Annotated in this window: 15 protein-coding genes and 2 pseudogenes; 10 read left to right on the top strand and 7 right to left on the bottom strand. The window is 57.7% G+C overall.

Annotation, left to right across the window (positions count from 1 at the left end):
- Window positions 1–21: 21 nt before the first annotated feature.
- Window positions 22–906 (bottom strand): LysR substrate-binding domain-containing protein, encoded by an 885-nt coding sequence (locus ACWGZX_RS18040; RefSeq protein ID WP_452624847.1) that lies wholly within the window; start codon window positions 904–906, stop codon window positions 22–24.
- A 238-nt stretch (window positions 907–1,144) separates the two neighbouring features.
- On the opposite strand from ACWGZX_RS18040, the gene ACWGZX_RS18045 reads away from it, so the two are divergent.
- Window positions 1,145–1,909, top strand: a complete 765-nt coding sequence (locus ACWGZX_RS18045) for a sulfite exporter TauE/SafE family protein (protein ID WP_452624848.1) — start codon at window positions 1,145–1,147, stop codon at window positions 1,907–1,909.
- Here the strand turns inward: ACWGZX_RS18045 and ACWGZX_RS18050 are convergent.
- Entirely contained in the window at window positions 1,899–2,213 is a 315-nt protein-coding gene (locus tag ACWGZX_RS18050; RefSeq protein ID WP_452624849.1) for a putative quinol monooxygenase, read from the bottom strand. The two genes, ACWGZX_RS18045 and ACWGZX_RS18050, sit on opposite strands and share 11 nt — an antisense overlap.
- Window positions 2,214–2,374: 161 nt before the next feature.
- Here ACWGZX_RS18050 and ACWGZX_RS18055 point away from each other — a divergent pair, with 161 nt between their 5' ends.
- The 6 genes and pseudogenes from ACWGZX_RS18055 (at window position 2,375) to ACWGZX_RS18080 (ending at window position 8,566) form a co-directional block, all read left to right on the top strand.
- A complete protein-coding gene (locus ACWGZX_RS18055) occupies window positions 2,375–2,965 on the top strand; it encodes an NAD(P)H-dependent oxidoreductase (RefSeq protein ID WP_452624850.1) in 591 nt (196 codons plus the stop codon).
- Window positions 2,966–3,023: 58 nt separating this feature from the next.
- A complete protein-coding gene (locus tag ACWGZX_RS18060; RefSeq protein ID WP_452624851.1) occupies window positions 3,024–3,935 on the top strand; it encodes a LysR substrate-binding domain-containing protein in 912 nt (303 codons plus the stop codon).
- Window positions 3,936–4,038: 103 nt separating this feature from the next.
- On the top strand, window positions 4,039–4,932 hold the full coding sequence (locus tag ACWGZX_RS18065) for an NAD-dependent epimerase/dehydratase family protein (protein WP_452624852.1): 894 nt from the start codon (window positions 4,039–4,041) through the stop codon (window positions 4,930–4,932).
- Between the two features lie 195 nt (window positions 4,933–5,127).
- Entirely contained in the window at window positions 5,128–6,573 is a 1,446-nt protein-coding gene (locus tag ACWGZX_RS18070; protein WP_452624853.1) for a SulP family inorganic anion transporter, read from the top strand.
- Window positions 6,574–6,619: 46 nt separating this feature from the next.
- A pseudogene (locus ACWGZX_RS18075) lies at window positions 6,620–8,077 on the top strand (N-acyl-D-amino-acid deacylase family protein).
- 120 nt (window positions 8,078–8,197) lie between these two features.
- A complete protein-coding gene (locus ACWGZX_RS18080) occupies window positions 8,198–8,566 on the top strand; it encodes a glyoxalase superfamily protein (protein ID WP_452624854.1) in 369 nt (122 codons plus the stop codon).
- Window positions 8,567–8,684: 118 nt separating this feature from the next.
- Here the strand turns inward: ACWGZX_RS18080 and ACWGZX_RS18085 are convergent, their stop codons facing one another.
- Complete coding sequence (locus ACWGZX_RS18085; protein WP_452624855.1) at window positions 8,685–9,050, bottom strand: DUF6124 family protein; 366 nt, start codon at window positions 9,048–9,050, stop codon at window positions 8,685–8,687.
- Between the two features lie 414 nt (window positions 9,051–9,464).
- On the opposite strand from ACWGZX_RS18085, the pseudogene ACWGZX_RS18090 reads away from it, so the two are divergent.
- Window positions 9,465–9,630 (top strand): annotated as a pseudogene (locus ACWGZX_RS18090) (glyoxalase superfamily protein); the annotation flags it as partial.
- 13 nt (window positions 9,631–9,643) lie between these two features.
- On the opposite strand, the gene ACWGZX_RS18095 reads toward ACWGZX_RS18090, so the two are convergent.
- Together ACWGZX_RS18095 and ACWGZX_RS18100 are read right to left on the bottom strand one after the other, a co-directional pair.
- Entirely contained in the window at window positions 9,644–12,397 is a 2,754-nt protein-coding gene (locus ACWGZX_RS18095; RefSeq protein ID WP_452624856.1) for an RHS repeat-associated core domain-containing protein, read from the bottom strand.
- A complete protein-coding gene (locus ACWGZX_RS18100; protein WP_452624857.1) occupies window positions 12,394–15,660 on the bottom strand; it encodes a toxin TcdB middle/C-terminal domain-containing protein in 3,267 nt (1,088 codons plus the stop codon). Before ACWGZX_RS18100 ends, ACWGZX_RS18095 begins: the two co-directional genes overlap by 4 nt.
- Window positions 15,661–15,703: 43 nt before the next feature.
- On the opposite strand from ACWGZX_RS18100, the gene ACWGZX_RS18105 reads away from it, so the two are divergent.
- Together ACWGZX_RS18105 and ACWGZX_RS18110 are read left to right on the top strand one after the other, a co-directional pair.
- On the top strand, window positions 15,704–16,000 hold the full coding sequence (locus ACWGZX_RS18105) for a transposase (protein ID WP_452624858.1): 297 nt from the start codon (window positions 15,704–15,706) through the stop codon (window positions 15,998–16,000).
- Window positions 15,997–16,830 carry an IS3 family transposase gene (locus ACWGZX_RS18110; protein WP_452624859.1) on the top strand — a complete coding sequence of 278 codons (834 nt, stop codon included), beginning with the start codon at window positions 15,997–15,999 and terminating at the stop codon, window positions 16,828–16,830. Before ACWGZX_RS18105 ends, ACWGZX_RS18110 begins: the two co-directional genes overlap by 4 nt.
- Here the strand turns inward: ACWGZX_RS18110 and ACWGZX_RS18115 are convergent.
- Both ACWGZX_RS18115 and ACWGZX_RS18120 read right to left on the bottom strand, forming a co-directional pair.
- Window positions 16,827–18,152: a SpvB/TcaC N-terminal domain-containing protein gene (locus ACWGZX_RS18115; RefSeq protein ID WP_452624860.1), complete on the bottom strand. Its 1,326-nt coding sequence runs from the start codon at window positions 18,150–18,152 to the stop codon at window positions 16,827–16,829. The genes ACWGZX_RS18110 and ACWGZX_RS18115 overlap by 4 nt on opposite strands.
- Entirely contained in the window at window positions 18,145–21,975 is a 3,831-nt protein-coding gene (locus ACWGZX_RS18120; RefSeq protein WP_452624861.1) for a Tc toxin subunit A-related protein, read from the bottom strand. The genes ACWGZX_RS18115 and ACWGZX_RS18120 overlap by 8 nt, the downstream gene beginning before the upstream one ends.
- Window positions 21,976–21,993 lie beyond the last annotated feature (18 nt).

Genomic DNA, 21,993 nt, shown 5'->3' on the forward strand with positions numbered 1-21,993 from the left:
AACCTCTGCCCGGTAACGCCTTTACTCCGTGTGCAGGGCTTCCAGCAAGGCTCTGGCATAGCCGGGCAGGTTGTCGAATGAGCGAGCGCACACCAGCAGTTTTCGCTGGGCCCAATCTTCTTTCAGCGCGAAGCTTTTGAACGGTTGATCCACCGGCCACCGCTGGATAGCCGCCTGCGGCACGATGGCCAGCCCGGCACCGCGCGCAACCATGCGCATCAGACCATCGAAACCGTCGGCACGGATGCGGATCTGCAGGCGTGAACCGATGTGCAGCGCCTGTTCTTCCAGGTACACGGCCAGAGCGCTGTTAGCGTTCAGTCCTACGTAATCGTGGTGCAGGGTGTCGCCGAAACTCAGTGATGCACTGTCCGCCAATGGGTGATCGAGGGGCAGAATCAGTACCAGTGGATCGTCGCGAAACGGACATGTCTGCAGGTCATCGGTGTCCACCGCGTCGGAGACGATACCCAGGTCAGCCGCGCCGTGACGCAACGCATGGGTGATGCGGGCACTGGGCAATTCTTGAAGGTCGATGTCGAGATTCGGATGATCGCGCAAGAAGTCCGCGAGCAACTCCGGCAGGTATTCGGTGATTGCCGTGGTGTTGCACAACAACCGCACCTGGCCTTTGACGCCTTTGGCGTATTCGGCCAAGTCCTGTTGCATGTGTTCCGCTTGTTGCAGCAGGGATCGGGCGTGTTTTGCAAGGGCTTTGCCGGCCGGAGTGGGCGTGACACCGCGACGGCCTCGCTCCAGAAATTCGATGCCCAACGACGCCTCCATGGCACGAATTCTCGCGCTCGCCGCCGCCAGGGACAGATGACTGCGCGCAGCACCGGCGGTGATGTTGCCGCTGTCGAGGATGTTCAGGTAGAGGCGCAGGTCGGTCAGGTCGAAGTGCATTGGCAACCTCTTTATCTGTGTTGTCTGGAAGGGCGCCTTCGCGGGCAAGCCCGCTCCTACAGGTGACCGGGTTCTCATTGAAGAAATGCGATCCACTGTAGGAGCGGCGGTGCGGCGATCCGACTTGCCCGCGAAGAGGCCAGTGGCCGCGACTAATTTGTAAGCCTATTGATCAGCAAGAGGCTGCCTCAGTATATGGCAGATTTTCAACTGACTCGTCCGGGCTCAGGATAGCCCCATGAATACACTCGCCGCGTTCTATCAAAACCTCGGGCTAGCCCTTTCTTTGCTGGTCATCGCCACCTTCCTCCTGGCCGGCATGATCAAAGGCATCATCGGCCTCGGCTTGCCAACCATCGCAATGGGGCTACTCGGTCTGGCTATGGCCCCGTCGCAGGCTGCCGCGCTGTTGATCATCCCCGCGACCCTCACGAATGTCTGGCAACTGGCATTCGGCGGGCACCTGCGCGGGTTGATCAAACGTCTATGGCCAATGCTGCTGGTGATCGTCATCGGCACAGGCGCCGGCACGTTGTGGATCGGCATGGTGGGAGGGCATTGGGTCGTGCGGGCGTTGGGCGCGGCGCTGTTGCTCTATGCGTTGAGCGGATTGCTCCTGCCGACCTTGCGTGTCGGCAGTCGCACCGAACGCTGGCTTGGTCCGCTGTGCGGCGTGCTGACAGGGGTCATCACATCGGCAACCGGCGTCTTCGTCATTCCGGCGGTGCCTTATCTGCAAGCGCTTGGTTTGAGCAAGGACGAACTCGTGCAGGCGCTGGGCTTGTCGTTCACCGTTTCGACCCTGGCGCTGGCCGCCGGCCTGTGGTGGCGCGACACCCTGGGCGGTGGCGAGTTGAGCGCGTCGTTGCTGGCGCTGATCCCGGCAGTGCTCGGCATGTGGCTGGGCCAATGGCTGCGTCAGCGGATCAGCGCGGTGCTGTTCAAGCGAGTGTTCTTCATCGGCCTCGGCGTGCTTGGCGGCCATTTGCTGATCAGCGGGTAGCGGACGACGGGCTGAGCATGTCGATGGTGCGGATTTCGAAGTCCTGTTCCAGGTATTCATCGCGCTGGTCGAGGAACAGCTTCATGTGCGGCAAGTTCGAGTGCACGTCCAGGTGGGCCCGGGATTGCCAGATCTCGTAAAAGATAAACAGCGTCGGGTCCTGTTTGTCGCGCAGCATGTGGTACTCGATGCAACCGGGCTCGGCGCGGCTGGCTTCCACATAGCCGCGGAAAAACGCTTCGAAGGCGTCGGATTTTTCCGGGCGGGTCTTGGCGTGCAGGATGAAGCCTTGCATTTCACTCATCAGAAATTCCCTCAAGTTAAGAATCGGCGCAAGTCTATGGCAACAATCGCCTATAGATTCGTGCGTATTAGTCAAAAGGGTTTTGTGCATTCGAGGCTTATTCCGCGCGAGTCTCGCCGCTAACCTGCCGCCATCCAGTTTCTGACCTTCCGAGATTTCCCATGAAAAAAGTCCTGTTGCTCGATGGCGGCAAAAAATTCGCCCATTCTGATGGCCGCTACAACACCACCCTGCATGAAGCCGCGCTGAGCGTGCTGGACCGCGGCGGCTTCGATGTGAAAGCCACTTTCATCGACGAGGGGTACGACGTCGCCGAAGAAGTCGCCAAATTTCTCTGGGCGGACGTGATCATCTATCAAATGCCGGGCTGGTGGATGGGCGCGCCGTGGACCGTGAAAAAGTACATCGACGAAGTCTTCACCGAAGGCCATGGCAGCCTCTACGCCAGTGATGGCCGCACCCGTTCCGATGCGTCGCAAAAGTACGGCAGCGGCGGTTTGGTGCAGGGCAAGCAATACATGCTGTCGCTGACCTGGAATGCACCGCAGCAAGCGTTCGACGATCCGACCGACTTCTTCGAAGCCAAAGGCGTGGACGCGGTGTACTTCCCGTTCCACAAGGCTAACGAGTTCCTCGGCATGACCGGGTTGCCGACATTCCTCTGCGTTGACGTGATGAAACGCCCGAATATCGAAGCCGATGTGGTGCGTTATGAGCAGCATTTGACCGAGGTGTTTGGCCTGTCCGCTTGAGGTTCCTTTTGCCCCGCATCCAGTTACTATCAAGCCAGTTTTTGAATGAGGGGCAGTTGTGAAAGCCAGATCCGATGAGTTGCAGATATTCGTCTGTGTGATTGAGTGCGGGTCGATTTCCGCTGCGGCCGAACAGGTCGGGCAAACGCCTTCGGCGGTTAGCCGCACGCTGTCACGACTGGAAGCGAAACTCGATACCACGCTGATCAACCGCACCACGCGGCGCATGGACCTGACCGAGGAGGGCAAGTACTTCTTCGAGCACGCCAAGCGGATTCTCGATCAGATGGATGAACTCGAAGAACGCCTGAACTCACGCCAGCAAACCCCGTCCGGGCGCTTGCGGATCAACGCCGCTTCACCGTTCATGCTGCACGCCATCGTGCCGTACATCGACGAATTCCGCAGGTTTTACCCGGACATCCAGCTGGAACTAAACAGCAACGATTTGATAATCGACCTGCTGGAGCAAAGCACCGACATCGCCATCCGCATTGGCACGCTCTCCGACTCGACCCTGCATGCACGCTCTTTGGGTTGCAGCCCGCTGCACATCGTCGCCAGCCCGGCCTACCTTGAGCAACACGGTACGCCGCAGGCAGTTGCGGATTTAAGTGAGCACGCATTGCTGGGATTCACCCATAACGAAGGCCTGAACCAATGGCCGTTGCGTTATGTGCACGGTGATCGCTGGCCGATTCAAGCGTCGATCAATGCCTCCAGCGGCGAGACCATCCGGCACTTGGCGCTGGAAGGCCAGGGCATTGCCTGCCTGTCGCACTACATGACGATCGACGACATCCGTGCCGGCCGTTTGCAGGTGCTGCTGGCGGATTTCAATACCGGTTATCGCCAGCCGATCAACGCGGTGTACTACCGTAACTCGCAGCTGGCCCTGCGGATTCAGTGCTTTCTGGACTTCATTCAGAGCAAGTTGGCGGCTTATGCGAATATAGACTTCAAGGGCTGATTCGTGATCCCTGCGCAAGAGTGAATTGGGTCAGAGGGGATTTTTCGTCAGTGATCACTCCTCGATACTCGTTGCATCACTTATTCACGCAGGGAATTTCTCCATGAACGTATTCGTCACCGGCGCCGCCGGTTTTATCGGCGGCTCCATTGCCTCCGGCCTGATCCGGGCTGGTCACAAGGTCACCGGCCTCGTTCGCAGCGAGGAACAAGCCAATGAACTGAGCGCGTTGGGCGTTACCCCGGTGATCGGCACGCTTGACGACAGCGCACTGCTCGCCGAACAGGCCCGCGCTGCCGACGCCGTAATCAACGCCGCCAGCAGCGACCATCGTGGCGCGGTGCAAGCCTTGCTCGACGCGTTGCGCGGATCCAACAAAGTGTTCCTGCACACCAGCGGTTCGAGCATCGTCGGCGATGCATCCGGTGGTCAGTCCAGCGAGGTCATCTACTTCGAAGACAAGCTACCGGAACCGACGGTCGACAAGGCCGCTCGAGTGGCCATCGACAACCTGATTCTCGCTGCTGCGAACGACGGCGTGAACTCGGCCGTGATCTGCAACACCCTGATCTACGGCCACAGCCTCGGCGTCAACCGCGACAGCGTGCAACTGCCCCGCTTGCTCAAGCAGGCACGTAAAAGTGGCGTGGTCCGGCATGTTGGCCCGGGGCAGAACATCTGGTCCAACGTGCATATCGAAGACGTGGTGTCCCTGTACCTGCTGGCGCTGACCAAAAACGTACCGGGCACGTTCTATTTCGTCGAAAGCGGTGAAGCGTCGTTCATCGACATGACCACTGCCATTGCTCAAGCGCTGGCGTTGGGCGTGCCGCAAGACTGGCCGTTGAAAGACGCCGAAGCCGAGTGGGGGTATGAAATGGCCAACTATGGTTTGGGTTCCAACAGTCGGGTGCGCGGGAAAAAGGCGCGTGAATTGCTGGGTTGGGCGCCGAAGCGGGTGTCGGTGATTGAATGGATTCGGGACGAGATGGTTTGAGTTCGCTTTAAACCGCATCGCGGCCATCGCGGGCAAGCCACGCTCCCACAGGGGATTTGCGTCGTTCACAAATCCCCTGTGGGAGCGTGGCTTGCCCGCGATGGCGTATTAAGCAGCTCGACAACTGGCCGGGCTGCCCTCAATTCCGTAACATCCGCACCTCTTTTCCTGCTACTACCTGCGTGCGATCCCCCCATGAAACCAAAACGCCTACGCGCCGATGTCCTGGCCGGGCTCACGACCTCTTTTGCCCTGCTGCCCGAATGCATCGCCTTCGCGCTAGTGGCCCACCTCAATCCGCTGATGGGGCTTTACGGGGCGTTCATCATTTGCACCCTGACCGCGCTGTTCGGCGGGCGGCCGGGCATGGTGTCGGGCGCTGCCGGTTCGATGGCCGTGGTGATCGTCGCGCTGGTGGTGCAACACGGTGTGCAGTATTTGCTGGCGACCGTGTTGCTCGGCGGGTTGATCATGCTGGCGTTCGGCTTGCTCAAGCTGGGCAAGCTGGTGCGCATGGTCCCGCATCCGGTGATGCTCGGTTTCGTCAACGGCCTGGCGATCATCATCGCCTTGGCGCAGTTGGAGCATTTCAAGAGCGGTGACACCTGGCTCAGTGGTACACCGCTGTACATGATGACGGGGCTGGTGGCTGTCACCATGGCCATTGTTTACCTGCTACCGCGCTTGACGCGTGCCGTGCCGCCGGCACTGGTGGCGATTCTGGGCATAGGCCTGGCGGTGTATCTGCTGGGCTTGCCGACACGTACATTAGGCGATATGGCGCACATTGCCGGTGGCTTGCCGACCTTTGCATTGCCAGACATTCCCTGGAGTCTCGAAACCCTGCGCATCATTGCTCCTTACGCGATTTTGATGGCGCTGGTCGGCCTGCTGGAGACCTTGCTGACCCTGAACCTGACCGACGAAATCACCGAGAGCCGTGGCTTCCCGGATCGCGAATGCGTGGCGCTGGGTGCAGCAAATATGGTCTCTGGCGTGTTCGGCGGCATGGGCGGTTGCGCGATGATCGGTCAGACGATGATAAACCTTAGTTCCGGTGGGCGCGGACGGTTGTCCGGGGTGGTGGCCGGGGTGATGATTCTGTTGTTCATTCTGTTTATTTCGCCGCTGATTGAGCGCATCCCGCTGGCGGCGCTGGTCGGGGTGATGTTTGTGGTGTCACAGCAAACATTCGCCTGGGCCTCGCTTCGGGTATTGAACAAAGTGCCTTTGAACGACGTGTTGGTGATCATTGCCGTGACGGTGATTACCGTGTTCACCGATCTGGCCACTGCGGTGCTGTGCGGAATCATCATCGCGACGCTCAACTTTGCCTGGCAGCAGGCCCGGCAGCTTTACGCCGACAGTCATCTGGAAACCGACGGCAGCAAGCACTATCGGGTGCATGGCACGCTATTCTTTGCCTCGACGACACCCTTCCTGAATCAATTCGACCCAGCCAATGATCCTGCCCTGGTGACGCTGGATTGCCGTCATTTGAGCTTCGTCGATTACTCGGCCATTGCTGCGCTGAATGCGCTGCGCGAACGCTACGCCAAGGCCGGCAAGCACCTGCGGGTGCTGCACTTGTCGGAGCGCTGCAAGAAACTGCTGAAACGTGCGCGGGTGAATCACGACTGAGATTGAACGCGGCAGGTGGACGATTACCTGCCGCTGGGAGACTGACATGATGTACGACACGCTGATTCGCAACGCCCTGATCATCGACGGCAGCAACCGCCCCGGCTACCCCGCCGACGTGGCGATCCTGAACGGCCGCATCGAGCGCATCGCAGACTTGCACGATGCCACCGCCACCGAAGAAGTCGACGCCGCTGGCCGCGTGCTGGCGCCGGGTTTCATCGACGTGCACACCCATGACGACACCGTGGTGATCCGCCAGCCAGAGATGCTGCCAAAACTCAGCCAGGGCGTGACCACGGTGATCGTCGGCAATTGCGGCATCAGTGCTTCGCCGGTGAGTTTAAAGGGCAATCCGCCGGACCCGATGAACCTGCTTGGCACTGCCGCTGCATTTGTTTATCCGACGTTCAGCGACTACCGCGCGGCGGTTGAGGCGGCTAACACCACACTGAACGTCGCCGCACTGGTCGGCCACACCGCGTTGCGCAGCAATCACCTCGATGACCTGTTTCGCACCGCCACGCCGGACGAAATCAGCGCAATGCGCGAGCAACTGCGCGAAAGCCTTGAGGCCGGCGCATTGGGGTTATCCACAGGCCTGGCGTACGCCAGTGCATTCTCGGCATCCACCGATGAAGTGATGCAACTGACTGAAGAGCTGACGGCATTCGGCGCGGTGTACACCACCCATTTGCGCAGCGAGTTCGAACCGGTGCTGGAGGCGATGGACGAGGCTTTTCAGATCGGTCGTCATGCGAAATCCCCGGTAATCATTTCCCACCTCAAATGCGCGGGTGCCGGTAACTGGGGACGCAGTCCGCAACTGCTGGCGTCCCTTGAACACGCGGCGAAAACCCATCCGGTGGGCTGCGATTGTTACCCCTACGCGGCGAGCTCTTCGACGCTCGACCTCAAGCAAGTCACCGACGTTCATCGCATTACCATCACCTGGTCCACGCCGCACCCGCAGATGAGCGGTCGCGACCTGATGGACATCGCCGCCGAGTGGGGCGTGCCGTTGCTCGACGCCGCCCGACAACTACAACCGGCTGGCGCGGTGTATTACGGAATGGACGAGGCCGATGTACGAAGAATCCTCGCGCATCCGCTGTCCATGGTCGGCTCAGACGGATTACCGGAAGACCCGTTCCCGCATCCGCGCTTGTGGGGCGCTTTCCCACGGGTGCTTGGCCACTTCAGTCGCGATGTCGGGCTGTTTGCGCTGCACACGGCGGTACACAAAATGACCGGGTTGTCGGCAGCGCGCTTTGGCTTGAAGGAGCGCGGCGAAATCCGTGAAGGGCATTGGGCTGATCTGGTGTTGTTCAATCCAGTGACCATTCGCGACGTGGCGGACTTCAACGATCCGCAACGGGCTGCGGAAGGGATTGACGGTGTGTGGGTCAACGGCGTGTTGAGTTACAGCGAGGGTTAGGCAAATGGTAGACGGGAAGGGCGGTTTCTGGCGCGGGAAGGGGATCTGCGTGACGGATTTCAGTAAGCTTTATTAGTGGTTTGTCACACTAGTGGCACATTACAATTAAAGAAATCCACCACCAAGCCGAAGCGCTGACAATCGGCCCAGCTACAATGGGTGTCTTTTCAGTCAGGGAGTAACTGCATGAGCTTCGGTAAAACCACCCCGATCCTGCGGATTTTCGATGAAGCCAAGGCGTTGGAATTCTACGTTGACTTCCTGGGTTTCAAGATCGACTGGCAGCATCGCTTCGAAGCGAATTTCCCGCTGTACCTGCAAGTTTCCCGTGGTGAATGCGTGCTGCACCTGTCCGAACACCACGGCGATAGCACGCCGGGTTCGGCACTGCGGATCGAGACGGATGAACTGGAGGCGTTTCAGCAGCAGTTGCTGGCCAAGGAATATCAGTTCGCGCATCCACAGATTCAGGCCATGCCCTGGGGGAGCCAGGACATGACCATTGCAGACCCGTTCGGCAATCGGTTGGTGTTCACCAACGCGATCAGCCTCTGAGCGCAAATGTTGTAAGGCGCACAAAGAAGCCCGCTGCCAAACCCTTTTGGTTTGGCAGCGGGCTTTTTCGTTCATGGATCAGAGGCCAATGTGGCAAGTGGCTGGGTCACCGCATTGATCACTCAGTGGGCACTAATTTATCCAGCACTTGATTGACCGCCATTTCCGCCACCATGACCACTTGGGCGATACCTTGCACGGTTTTGCGGTGCGAGCCTTCGAGCAAGGCGGCGAAGTCATTGAGCATGACGGTGGCTGAGCCCAGGGTTTCGCAGGCGTCGGTCAGCAAGGGTTCGGTGCCGGACGCCGGGTTGGCCATGTAGAGGCGGTTGGGTTGGTAGGGCTTTGTCATGATGTGGGAGGCCGGAGGGCCCAGATAGTGATTGAGGGCGCGCTCGGCGGCTTCGTGGAATTTCTTTGATTCCGGTGTTTCGTAGGGGGATGCCGGATCGGTGTCCGGTGGGTTTGGCGTAACTTTGACCATGGGAGCGTACCTAATAAGGCCGCATCCATCTCGCTGCTAAACGAATGGGTGGCGGCTATGCGCAAGTTAGCAGACCGGTAGCTCCCAACCCGGCGCACCCGAAGGTGCCATGCGCACAGCCACCATCAAGCGCAGGCAACTGCCTGACTGGATGATACTTGTGCAACCGGGAGCGAATTTAGCCGGGCTGCTAAACCCGATCACTGGGAATCAGTGACGCGATCTAAGTTACCGAGCAGCCCCCGAGTGCACAAGCCGGCGGATTCTGGCGCAGTCGTAGGCAGCGACGCAAGGATTTGTGGGCGTTGTCGCGTAACGTCGAGTGTCTTTAAACGCCTGCGATGCAGTGTGTTTATTGCACTTCAAAAATCGAGGATTTGTATGTCGGATATTGGCACTCAGCCTTCATCCGGCACCCTCGAGACCGATGAACTGGAAGCGTTTCAGCAGCAGTTGTTGGCCAAGGAGTATCAGTTCGCGCATCCACAGATTCAGGCCATGCCCTGGGGGGAGCCAGGACATGACCCTCAGTGATCCGTTCGGCAATCGATTGGTGTTTACCAATGCGATCAGTGTGTGAAACGGATAAAGGTTTATTTTTGAGCAGCCTTGCTGTTCAACTGGCTGACGAAGTCATTGAACGCAACGTAGTTTCTGGGGGGCCGTCCGGTCGGAATGGTGACTTCATCGGGGATGATGCCGCCGCAGTTGCAACAGGCAACGAAGTCTTGCGGTGCATTTCCTCGTCGCAAGGTGTCTGTGAAAATGGTGGTCTCGCTGAGCAACCTTTCCGCGGAATCCGGATAGAGCGCAACGATTGAGTTCAGTGCCCGGACTTCGGCATGAGCCCCGGGGCCGCCAGCAAGTGCGGGGATAATCCCGTTGCTGGCCTCGATATGTTTGGCGATGAGGTCTTTGACCGGTTGTTGCAGTTCGTACGCTTGCTCGCGTGTTCTGCTGAGCGTCGGATGGGCGCGCAGTGATTCGGGGGCAATATGTATCTGTCGCAGTGCGTCAGTTTTCGTTGCAGCGTAGCGTTCGGCCAGGTCTTCCAGAAAAATGCCGGCGTTTTCGATTCTGTAGCTGCCAAATTCCAAATAGTGTTCCGGGCTTTTCGCCCCCACATAACTTTGATCGACACCTCGGTAGTTTGTCGGGCCGGAAGGGGGGCCTTCCAGGTTGAACAGTTCGCCGACTTTCAGCTCGCGATCAGTGTTGATCGCGTAGGCATGAGCCGTCAGTTTGCTCACGGCAAGTTTGTTGAACTTGATATCGCCAGGGGTCGATAGTTTTCGTTTCGCTGCGTTCATGATGTCTTGTGAACGCTGCCTGCCCCAACCACGAAACTGCTCGACGATATCCTCTTTACCCAAGCCCTGATGGTCAACGAATCTCACCGGGTTGTTCCCCACCATGCAATACAGATTCAACCCGTCTACCGTCCCCGCCGGATCCGGGCTGATCCAGCGCTGCAACCACGGTGCGTAATATCGCTGGCCGTAGTAATACAGACCGCTGGCATCACGCTCCTTGCCCGAGTAACGAATGGTCCTGTAGTTCGCCTCCAGGGCGTTACGGGCGGCTCTCCATGAGGTGCCGCCAAAGGGGTAATAGCCTTCCTCGCTGATCAGACTTCCCTCGGCATCCAGTTCAAGGGTGTTCGAGCCCAAGTGATCGTCGAAGCAGAAGCGCAAGGCGTCGTTGGCGATAGCGGCAGGTGTTCCCCGCGCCCAGTGCAGGCACCGAATGTTGCAGTTTCCTGCCTGAACCGTGATGACGTCGAGTTGCTCGGCAGCGCTTTCCCGGATCTCCAGACCCGGCAAGTAGAGGACGTCGCGGCAGTGGCTGAGTGCGCGGGCTTTTTGCGTCTGGCGCTTGAGAACGCGCTGGCCATTGCCCGCGTAGAGGTAACTTTCCGTATCCGCTGCTTGTTCTGTGCGCTCCACCAATGTCACGTTGTGCAGTTGATTGCGTGCGTTCCACTTCAGCGGTTGCCCGGTCTGTAGCGCTTGCAGATTGCCATTGGCATCGAAGCCTGTTGCAAAGTCGGGTTGCGGATCTGTTGTTTTCCACGCCAGTGCGCGATTGCTGCCGGGTGCGATGCGCATCTCTCGGGTGTAGTTATTGCCGTCTCGTTGATGTTGCAACCTGATCAGGTTGGCGCGCTCATCGTAGCTGTAGTGCTGAGTGAAATTGAGCAATCGACTGCGGTCTCCCGGGCTTGAAGCCCACTCGGGAAGCGCCGCGTGGAGGCTGGCAGTCTGTTCCTCTCGCCCCGTCGCCTTAATCAGCTGATACAGGCTGTCATAGACATAAGTGCTGCCTGGCTTGATGCGTTGATTGGCGTTGTGCTGTTCGGGTTTGCTGTGGTCCTGGACACTTAACACATTGCCCACAGCGTCATAGGCGTAGTGCAGCTTCTGAAGCACGCAGGTGTTTGTCGCAGTGCGCGAGAGGGTTCGCTGGTTCATACGGCCGTTTTCAGGCGCGAACATCGCCGCGCTGGTGATCTTGCCACCCAGCACTTGCGATTGAATCTGACCCTGCGCGTTATAGCTGATCTGATCGAGTATCAGCCTCTGTTCGGACGCACCGTTGAGTTGCAGGGTGACTTTCTGCAACTGGCCGGCGACATCGAACCAGAAGCGTTGCGTATGCCCTTTGGCGTCTTGTTGCTCAAGGATTTCGCCGGTCGGCGCGTACCGCCAGGTGGTGATATGGCCGGCACCGCTTTCGACAAGATCTTTGCGTTTATCGAGCTCTTCCGGCCAGTGCACGGCCTGCAGGTCTTTCAGAACATGTCGCGTTTGGCTGAGTGGCTTTCCCGTCAGGTCATAGGCGGTGAACAGCAGCGTGCCTGCCGGATCATCATGACGAATCAATCGGCCACACTGGTTCGTATCTGCAGCGTCGTTCGAGGTGGTGGCGTAGGTGAAGCGCTCGATGGCCCGTCGGGGCTGTTGCTCGAATGCTTCGAAGATCACCCGTGGGCGTAACTGACTGTCATATTCCGTTTGCCAATGGCTGCCGCGTGAGTCCCACGTCTCCAGCGCCTGCCCTGCTTCTCCAAAGACCGTAAGACGCCACCCCGCATCGAGACTGTCGGTAAAAACCTGGGCACCCGACAGACTGGTGATGTGTGTTGAGTCTGCCACCTTGAGCTGTATGTCATCAGCGTGCGAATAACGCTCGACGGTCTGGTTGCCGATGTCGTACCGGTAACGCGTAGTGCGGGCTTCAGGCTCCTTGATGGACTCATTGCACAAGTAGCGGACTTCGCTGACCTGCACACCACGGCTGTCGACGACGTTCAGGGTCGGGGTATGGCGATGAGTGTCGTCGCTCATTTCACACCTCCCGAGGCCGGGGTGTCGGGTTGTGTGTCGTTCTCGTCTTCGGTGATGGAGTACCAGGGGTGAAAGGTGTAGCGACGCTCGTCCCCCTTGGCATTGATAACGCGAATGAGTCGGCCCATGGGGTCATGGAAATACTGGTCGCACAGGCCTGGTGTGTGCATGGACCCATCATTGATGTAGCGGTAACGGTCGCTAAAAAAAGGCCGATACATACGCGTCACCAGGCCCTTGTCGTTGTATTCGGAACGCGCGCTGACACGCCAGCGCAGGCTGACTTCGTGTTCTTGCGGTTTGTCGTTCACCCACTGCAACGTTCCGTCCGCATTGACTGCCAGGGCTGTTCCTTGGCCGACTTGCTGTTTGCTTTGCAACAGCCGGCCAAAGCCGTCACGGCAAGCGACAACCACGCGAATTTGTTTGTTTTCATCATCGTTGGGGAATCGGTCTGCGTGCAGTTCGGCGTAGTAAACCGGCTCGCGCGGCACACTTTCAATCTTCGTCTGGAGCGCTTGTTCGTAAATCGTTTTCTTGATATCGCGGCGGGCCAGGCGAGCGCGAGCACTGGCGCGAATGTGTCCGCCGGGCATCACATCGCCCGAGGCCATTGCGACTTTGCACAATTGCTGTTCCTGTTGTGTGGCTGGCGCGATACGCCCCATCCAGCTGAACGCGTTGTAGAACCAGGCGCTGGCGATTTGCTGCAGTGCCTGCTGCGGATTTTCGATAGCCAGATCCGGTCGGCCATCGTAGCGACGGGTATAGTCGGACACCGGTTTGAACCCGATGTCCGTATCGATGCCGCTTTTGTAATGGCTGATGGCTTGAACGTGTCCTAATGCGTCGTATGACGCTTCCTGGACAATATTGTTGGCGTCGGTAATGCGGCAAAACTGGAGCAGTCGGTAGTCAACCTTGGAGGCTGTGGTGGTGCAGCCGTCCGCCAGTTGCGTACGAGTAGTCAGGCAGTAATAAGGATCATGGGTGGATGTTGTCGAGCCCTGCTGCGACGTTTCCTTGAAACTTGAAGGTTTGAAAAAACCATCACTTGTTTCGTAAGCGAAGAATTGGCGTCGCACTGACCACAGGCCGTGCTGTTTATCCCACGCAGTGTCCGCGGGTAAGGCGACGGGCATTTGCCTGTAGCCGTTCTCCTTGAGTCGTTGAGTCAAATCAAAGGACGACGCGCCCGGTTGTAGCTTGAGTTTGTCATAGGCCTTCAACGCCAATGGATTGAGTTCAGCCGTTTCCGTGTGATCGACCAATGCTTCAACACTGGCCTGTCCGTCCGCAAAGGTGCCGCTGGCGTCAGGTTTTCTGTAGCGCTGCAAAGACAGGCTCGTCAAGACTTGTCCAGTTTTCCAGCCGTCTGACGCGCTCAGCGCAAGCAAGGCCTCGTGGTTGATGCCAGAGGGAGTCAGGCCACCTGCAGAGGGCGCCTTGGGCAATTTCAGTGCATTGACGCGTTGCAGATAAGGCAGCCCCAGTCGCCTGGTTTGCGCTTTCCCTATATGGATGAATTGAGCTTTGTGTTCGCTCAGGTAGTAGTGCTGCTGGGATTCGTCATGGGCATCGCCCCACCATTTTTTTTCCCATTTGTCGGTGAACGGCGGGGCGTCGGCAGCCGTTGTGCGTCGGGCATAACTGATGTCCAGGGAGTGAGTCACGAAGCCATAAGTGTCCCATTTCAAATTGATCGAATGGGTGCAACGCGGGTCTTGCGGGATACGCTCGTACTGGTAGTTGATCGATTCCAGCAGCACAGGGTGCAGGATCGAATGAGGGCTGTGCTTGCCCATGCCCCTGAGCTCGTTGACTTTGTAGCGATGCTGTTGCACCGAATACGGGAGTTTTGATTTGCCATCCTGTTCCTGGCCGTACACCTCGACCCGCAAGACGCGTCCGTTCAGCGCCCGGGCAATTTCGCGTTTGCGGGCTTTGGAATACGTCTTGGCCGGGGCGTGTCCGTCGCTTTGCGGGGTCCAGCTTGTCCCAAGGTTCTGCAGGGTCTCTTTGAGAAGAACCGCTTTTGCGTCGCTGAAGTCTCGGTCATGGATGATCAGATCGACCGCGTTGCCGATGTGGAACCAGGTCTTTGTGACTGTCGGTGCGCTCAGGCGCCTGTTTTCTGTGTCACCGCGGCCAGTGGGGCTGTCGGATTGGACGAGCAGGCCGAAACCTCGGAACTCACGTTCCGTACTGTCGTAGAAACCGCGCCGATACTTGAAATGACGGGTCAATCGATTGCCGGTGATTTCATCTTCCTGAGTCTGTTGCTTGACCAGAAATAGGGGAAACGGCAGGTGTGAAGCCACCGGTTTTTTGTTCTTGAGCAGCTGTTTTTTTTCGTCCAGCCACTCTTGTGCAGAGCTGCGGTAGCGCAGGCTTGCGGCAGCGCCCATGTTGTTATTGGTTGTCTGTAGCAAATAGGGTTTGGTGCTGACGAAGTCATAGCGCCAGTGTCGTGGCGTTTTCCCGGAGGTGCTGAACACCAGGCTGGAGCAGCCAAGCCCCTGCAGGTCTGTGACGTGGACTTGGCAGAAGCGGTCATGGCGAAGCCCTTCGGGCCATGGCAAATCGATCGCCGGGCTCAGGCCGTTGCCGCTACGGTTCATGTAAATGCGCGCGCACTCGGGCAGGAGATAAATCAGGTCCGCGCTTCCCGAGCCATCCAGGTCGGCAAGCAGCACACGAGAGGCGTCAAATTCCTCGTAGGAAAAATCCAGAGTGGCAATTACCCGACCTTTTCCGAAGCGCCCCCGACCCAGGTTGGGCCAGCATTTCATTTCGTTGTGGCGGATTCTAACCAGATGTTGTTGCCCACTGCCCAGCACATCGCTGAAGGCCACCAATTCGCTGCGTGAGTTACCAGGCAGTGGCAGGTCGTCCTCATCCGCCCGGCGTACCACCTCGGTTGCGCTGGAAAAACGATTGCCATTGAGGTTGGCGTGCAGGCGAACACTGCGGGGGCCGAGCATGATCAGATCGCTGAGCCCGGCGCCCATCAGGTTGGCCAATTGTCCTTGTGGATGGAAGAACTCGGTCGGAACGGCGTCCAGCGGGGTGAACCCGGACCATTTTCCGTCGGGTTTCAGCGTGAAGAATCCACTGAAGCCTGGTTGCGCCACAATCCACTCGGGGCGACCGCAGGCGCTGAGATTACCGAGAAACTGGCGAGTCGATTTTCGGCTGTCGGTCAGCGGGATATGTGGCAGATCGCTCAACGCCTGGTAGGTGACCTGATTGTTGTGGCTCAATGTTTTTGACCATGATGTAGGAGTATCGACCTAAGGAAGCATCATGGGATATCGGGTTGTTAGTCCTGAGGAAAAAGCGGAGGCCATTCGTTTGGTTGTGGAGATGAAATGCTCCATTCATAAAGCCTGTGAGCTTACAGGCGTGGGGCCCACAGCTCTACGCCGATGGGTTTTGCACTGGCGCCGGGAGCATGCGGGGATTTTGCAGGCCTCCCGGCCCCAAGATCAGCAGATGATCGAGTCGTTGCAGGCAAAATTGGCCCTGCTTGAGGCCGAGAATCATGTCTTAAAAAAGCAATTGCCCTCTCATCTGAAAGTTCTGTTCAACCGAACCAAGTGATTGATGGCGTTAGAGGAGCAATGTCGATTCGACGTATGTGCTCGGTCCTGGGTTTGGCTCGCAGTAGCTTTTACGCGAAGCGTAAGCCTGCGTTGCCGCGTGTTATCGAGAAGGACCTGGAGCTGAAAATTCGTGCGGTACATAAGGAGCATCGCGAAGCACTGGGTGCGCGCGGGTTGTCCAAGGAGCTGAGAAAAGGTGGTGTTTTCATTGGGCGTCACCGAATGCGCTCCTTGATAAATACTTTGGAACTCGCCAGACGTCGACCGCGTTATGCCCACTATCGCCGCGCCACCAAGCCCGGAGTCACGGCACCAAACATACTTGATCGTCGTTTTAATCCAGTCCAGCCGGACACGCTATGGGCGGGTGATATCACCTACATCAAAGTGAGGGATAGCTGGTTGTATTTGGCGGTAGTGATGGATCTTTTTTCACGCAGAATTGTGGGATGGGCCTGTTCCAGGACGGCTGACACGGACTTGTCCATCAAAGCCCTTAAGCTGGCAGTTGCGCTGCGTCGTCCGATGCCGCAGCTGTTGTTCCACTCAGACCAAGGCTGCCAGTACACCTCTGACCGCTTCGCGACATGCCTGGAAGAAAGCCGGATCGTGCATAGCGTAAGCCGGCGTGGAAACTGCTGGGACAATGCGGTGGTCGAGCGTTATTTCAGAACATTGAAGCATGACTGGATGCCGGAGAGCGGCTACCAGAACCATTTCGAAGCGGAGAAGGATGTGATCGATTTTGTGTCGCATTACAACCATCGTCGTTGCCACACCGCTTCGAATAACCTGCCGCCGGCTCTCTTTGAGCAGCAGGCGGCCTAAAAACTCCTACAGAGTGGTCCAAAAAAACTGGACCCCAACAGATCCCCTCCTGCGTCATCACGCATTGGTTGGCTATAGCGCCAGCTTTTGTCTGTACGGTGCAGCACACCGGGCAGGCCTTCCCCTAGCAGATCGACGAACTGAAAGTGCTGTTGATGGTTGAGCCTCGACAATGCCTCAAAAGGTTTGTAGCGATGAACTTCAGGTTCAAGGGCGAAACTGGAGTAGGTGAATTCGAGGGGAGGGAGGTAACTGTCGGTGCTTTCGCCGTAGGCCTGGGTCATCGCTGCGCTCAGGCAGCTGTAGGACAAGGGGCTGGTCTGGTACTCGATGATCGTGCGGCGAACCAGCACCGGCACCGCTCCCATCGATGACTCATCGGGAAAGTAATGAAACATGAGAATCTGCTGGCACAGGCGTTGGGTGCGCAACTCGAACCCATAGGAAAAATCCGAAAACGGGTCGCTGCGTACGGGCGACGATTTCGTTGCCAGATACGCGGGTTTTTTATCCAGTGCGGGGCTGCGTTCACCGTAGTCGAAATGCAGCTCGAAATGCCAACGGACGTCCTTGAATCCATCGGTTTTACACGAGTACAGCTGTGAGTCGGCTTTGAAATTCCCGTAGCGTACGCGGCCGAGGTAACGCTGGGCCCGGCAGTCGGCAGGGCCCACCTGGGAGGCCGGTTCCGCGTTGTATTCATAACCGATATGCTCGCCATGAGCATTTATGCTCTCTTCAAGCAACCACTCGGCTACGCAGGATTGTTCGTCGGGATCCGCACGACGTGCGAGCGTTGTTTTCCCAAACAGATGCTGGCTGCCGTCGGCGTTATGTATCAGCCAGAACCCCGGTTTGTCCTTGGTGCTGGACCAATGCTCGATCAAGTCGAACGCGTCTTCGATGCGCGGGCGATAGCGCACGACCGTGTGTTCGACCTGCTGCGTACCGTCACTGCACCGCTTTTGTGTGGAGACGATTGCGCCGGTTTCCCGGTTCCGTTCAGGCATCAGAACCTCACCACCAGGGCCGATGAATAAATCATCGTCGATGTAGGCGGGAACCCCCAGGTGCGTACGTCGTGAGACAGTCGCCAAGGACAATTTCCAACCCAAGCCGAACACGCCGTTGCCTTGACTGCTGTTGTAGTTCAAGGCAAGGCTCGGGGCATATCCGCGACCCGGCGATACGGGCAACGGAATCTGGCAGGAAGCGGTCCCGCTGGAGCCGATGGCACCCAGGCTACCGCCGATGCCCTGAATTGCCCCCCCTCCCTTGGGCAGGGCAGGTGAATGCACAGGAATGACGGTTTGTTCACTCATTGCGCACCCCGCTGACTCTGGCGGTGTACTGCAGGTGCACGATGATATCGGTGAGTGATTCGAGCATGGCTTTCTGTGCCGCAGGATTGGGGAATGACAGCTGCCATTTCGAAATCGCGCCGGTGTACTCAAACGGCAGGTAGCGTTCGTCCTGAAAATTCAGGGTGAATAATCCGTTGTCGTCGATACCCGTCGACAGGGCAATTTGTTGATTGGCGCGCAGGCTTTTCATGACCGTCTTGTCGCTACCGGGCATGACGACTTCGCTGCTTGTCTGGGATAGCGTGGCGCGAATATCTTCATAAGGGCCGAGCACTGCCGGCAGGGAAATACTGATGGTCTTGATCCTGCGCAAACAATGTCCTGGGTAATCGTTTTCAAAAAGCGCAGACGTCAACTCGAATTCGCACCGTCCAGTCTCTACAAGGGTGGACCTGATTCCTTTGGTGACGGATTTGTCAGCCGCGGTCGCATCGTCCCAGGGTTTGTTGATGGTAGGTGCCGGCAGGTCCAGGGTGTTTTCCTTCGCATGAAGCAGGCGAAGTGACACGGTTTTGCGGATTTCCAGTTCGCGCTCATTGCCCAGCAAATGGGCATTGTTCATCTTCACCAAACCTAACTTCATGCGCTCGCCGGGGCCTAGACCCCGGTAAGTGCTGTTCCAGGTCTGGTTCTGGAAGAACGGTTGAGTGGTGTTGTCGGCCATCTCGTATCGCCAACTCCGTTCGGTGAATTGGCACAGCGAAAAGGTCGAGTCATACACCTGGTAGTAGAAGCTGGAGAGTTGATGGGTGAACCATTGGTAAAGCTGCGAGTTGGTAAAGCGCTGGCTCAGAAAGTTGTAGCGGGTCCTGGCTTGATCCAAAGCGGTTTGAGTCTGTTTCAGCAGCAGTCTTGAGGCCGTCTCTCGTTCGGCCTCCAGCGCCAACTGTGCGTCAATCTGGGCAATTTCGAGCGTTGCCTGGTCACGGGCGAGCGTCCAGTCCTGATGCCTGCGTCGATACTGTGCGGCACGTTCCAGGGCTTCGCCGGCGCCATAGGCCGCGGTTGTCAGCCCTTGAGCCATTGCCATCGACGCGAAGGGGACGCCCTCCAGGCGGGCGCCGCCGTCTGAGGTGCCAAAGATATTAGGGATGACCTTCAATCCCTGGCCCATGGCATGAGCCGCATGGGCGCTTGCTTCAGCGATACGTCCCTCCAAATGAAAAGCGGCAGCGGTCACTTCCTCAAGGTTGACGACTTCGTTAACTCGCTGACTGTAATAATCGCGGCGGCATTCGACGATGGTTTTGCTGGCCAGTAACGCTTCCCGGCTTTTCTGGTCGATGTTCAGGGCCTGGGTCTGCAGGTCTACCGCAACGCTGGCGATGTCCCAGACATGTTGCTGCGAAAGCTCCTGATAACTGGCCTGTTCGCTGCGCTCGATGAACGACATCAGCGTCGTGCCGAACTGGATCACCGTGTCTACCGCAATCATGGCATGGGCATACAGAGCATTGAAACGGTAAGGCGGAATCTCTGTGCCCAGGCGTTGGGCCTGTCCGGGTTCCGCAGCGCGTTGGGGATTGGCGCCGAGCCGGTTGTCTATCGCTGCCGGGGTGGCAAAGAGTGCAAGTCGCAAGGGGCGGCCGACGATGTCGAGGTTATGCCTGAGGTTGTGCAGACGACTTTCGAGTTTCTCCCAGCGCGGCAACAGCACGGGATTGAAGGGTAAACGCGAATGCGGCGTGTCGATCAGGCTCGTGAAGTGGGAATGGACATAAGGGCGGACACACACCTCAGGCGCCAGCCCCGGGGCACTAGTCATCCATTGATGCTTACCGTCTCTGACCAGCATTTCCTCGCATTCACGCAGTTTTTTATCATGCTCCTCACTGAATGTTTTTAACGTCAGGGCCGTCCACAAGTCGGTTTGCCTGATGTCCGGCCTTGGCCCCAGCAAGCCCTGGGCGCGCAGATACCAGAGCTTCGCGTCGGTCAGGCTGTCGGGGCTCAATTCGCGGTAAGCGGCATCGCCGCGATTGACCAGAATGTCGATGTAGAGCACGTACAAGGCTTTGCGAAAGTGCACGGGATGACTCAGTGCAATCTGGTGCGGATCCTGTGGCCCCTGAAGGGCATAACTGGATTGGCCGGGCTTCGGAGAGCCGGAGATCAGTGGCACCGCGTTCCAGTAATCCGGGTTGCCGCCGCTGACTGCCTTTTGGGCGGGGTTGAATAGATAAAGCAGCCAACGTTCGGCTTCGCTGAATTGACGCTCCTGGTTGAAGCGGTGAGCGACCAACCAGGGAAGGTATAGAAACAGTTCGACGAAGTAGCGACCGTAGGCACCGTAGAAATCCAGTTGTTCAGGAGGTTTGTCTGCCCCCAGTGGCGGCTCTTGCAAGTGCTGAGAGGACCAGCTCAGCAAAGTATCCATGCTTTCTTCTGCGCGCTCGATCAAGTGCCTGGCGAAGGTGATGTTCATTCGGGTGGGGGGGCGGAATTGCTTATCCTGGCCATCGGTATGTTTGATTTCGGATTCTTTGAAGTCGATGAAATCTGCATTGCCGAGGGTGTTGTCCAGATGGGAATCGATGCTGGGCGCTACGGACGAGGCTGAGGGATAACTGAACTGGAGCAGTTTCGGCTTGGAAAATGGCCAGCATTCGAGCAGTGCAATAAGCGTTTTGTCTTGCGTGGCATTCAACTCTTTGAGACGAGTGACTGAAGTGAGCACGGCGTCCTTGTCGATTACGACCGACAGGCAAAAATCAATGTAGGAGAGATTGAAGTCTGAGCGGTCAAAGCGGCCGACGTGCAAGACAATGCAGAGTGACGAGGGCGATTGAACGTTGGTCGCAATGGTTTTAGTGTTTTCCTTCAGTTTCGCCAGGTCCATGCCATCAATTGTTTCGACCGGGCAGTAACCTTGTGCGCATGTCTTTGGTGGGCTCCAACTGCCATCGTATTTTCTGTAACACATGTTCAGACGAAACAATGGATAGGGTTTGTCCTTGTGATCCTCTCTGCTCGCCTGATCCTGATAGACACACTCAGCCCAGACTACATACAAGCGCTTGTTGAACATGACCGGGCGAATGGTGTGTTCGATGGCACTTTCGGAAACCGGCAGATTGATGCGATGCCAGTCGGACCATGCCTGCGGTTCCGGGGCATCAAATTTGTCAGTCCGGGAGCCGGGCATGAAGGGGCGACACGTCATGTCCAGTGAGCGCCAGTACCACGTGTTTGCCGCGCGGGATTTGGCAACAAAGTAATAGGTGCTGTTGGCGAAATCGTTACCGTCGATGTAACCGTTGACGATCTCCAGGTTGGCCACTTCCTCTAATCTGGTCAGATAGGCCAATACCGCCGTTTGCACGGACTCAGCCGTGAGCTGATTGCGGTTGAGGTCGTTTTCCAGCTGCTCAAAACTTGCGGTCCTGCGCTTGCGAAGCGTTGGATCGAGGTAGGCCGCGGGGAAGTAGTGAAGGCGTTGATTGGCGGCCCAGTCCTGGTAGTGATGCATGGCGGTGCGCCAGGCTTCGATTTGTTCCGAGGGAATCCGGGCGGTGTGATATCCCGGCTCCATGTTGGCCAGAATACTGTTGATGTATTGCTGGAGGCTGGCAATGGCGCAGGCGACCGGGCTGGTCGGCACGTCCTGGCTGACCAGTACATCAAGCAGCCAGTAATGATAAAGGTCATCGGGCGTTTTAAGGTGCTCTGCCAGTTTCAGGGCTTTGAGGGTCTTGTCTTGCGGAGCAATCACCGACAGATAGAGCCCGAGCTGCGCATCACGAAGGCTTTCATTGAGTTGTTTTTCAATAGCAATAGACATGTTCATTCCTTGAGCATG

The organism is Pseudomonas sp. CLCA07 (assembly GCF_053615335.1).

Coding starts and splice junctions, on each gene's coding strand:
- ACWGZX_RS18040 (WP_452624847.1), bottom strand. CDS start 906: ATGCACTTCGACCTGACCGACCTGCGCCTCTACCTGAACATCCTCGAC.
- ACWGZX_RS18045 (WP_452624848.1), top strand. CDS start 1,145: ATGAATACACTCGCCGCGTTCTATCAAAACCTCGGGCTAGCCCTTTCT.
- ACWGZX_RS18050 (WP_452624849.1), bottom strand. CDS start 2,213: ATGAGTGAAATGCAAGGCTTCATCCTGCACGCCAAGACCCGCCCGGAA.
- ACWGZX_RS18055 (WP_452624850.1), top strand. CDS start 2,375: ATGAAAAAAGTCCTGTTGCTCGATGGCGGCAAAAAATTCGCCCATTCT.
- ACWGZX_RS18065 (WP_452624852.1), top strand. CDS start 4,039: ATGAACGTATTCGTCACCGGCGCCGCCGGTTTTATCGGCGGCTCCATT.
- ACWGZX_RS18070 (WP_452624853.1), top strand. CDS start 5,128: ATGAAACCAAAACGCCTACGCGCCGATGTCCTGGCCGGGCTCACGACC.
- ACWGZX_RS18080 (WP_452624854.1), top strand. CDS start 8,198: ATGAGCTTCGGTAAAACCACCCCGATCCTGCGGATTTTCGATGAAGCC.
- ACWGZX_RS18085 (WP_452624855.1), bottom strand. CDS start 9,050: ATGGTCAAAGTTACGCCAAACCCACCGGACACCGATCCGGCATCCCCC.
- ACWGZX_RS18095 (WP_452624856.1), bottom strand. CDS start 12,397: ATGAGCGACGACACTCATCGCCATACCCCGACCCTGAACGTCGTCGAC.
- ACWGZX_RS18105 (WP_452624858.1), top strand. CDS start 15,704: ATGGGATATCGGGTTGTTAGTCCTGAGGAAAAAGCGGAGGCCATTCGT.
- ACWGZX_RS18115 (WP_452624860.1), bottom strand. CDS start 18,152: ATGAGTGAACAAACCGTCATTCCTGTGCATTCACCTGCCCTGCCCAAG.
- ACWGZX_RS18120 (WP_452624861.1), bottom strand. CDS start 21,975: ATGTCTATTGCTATTGAAAAACAACTCAATGAAAGCCTTCGTGATGCG.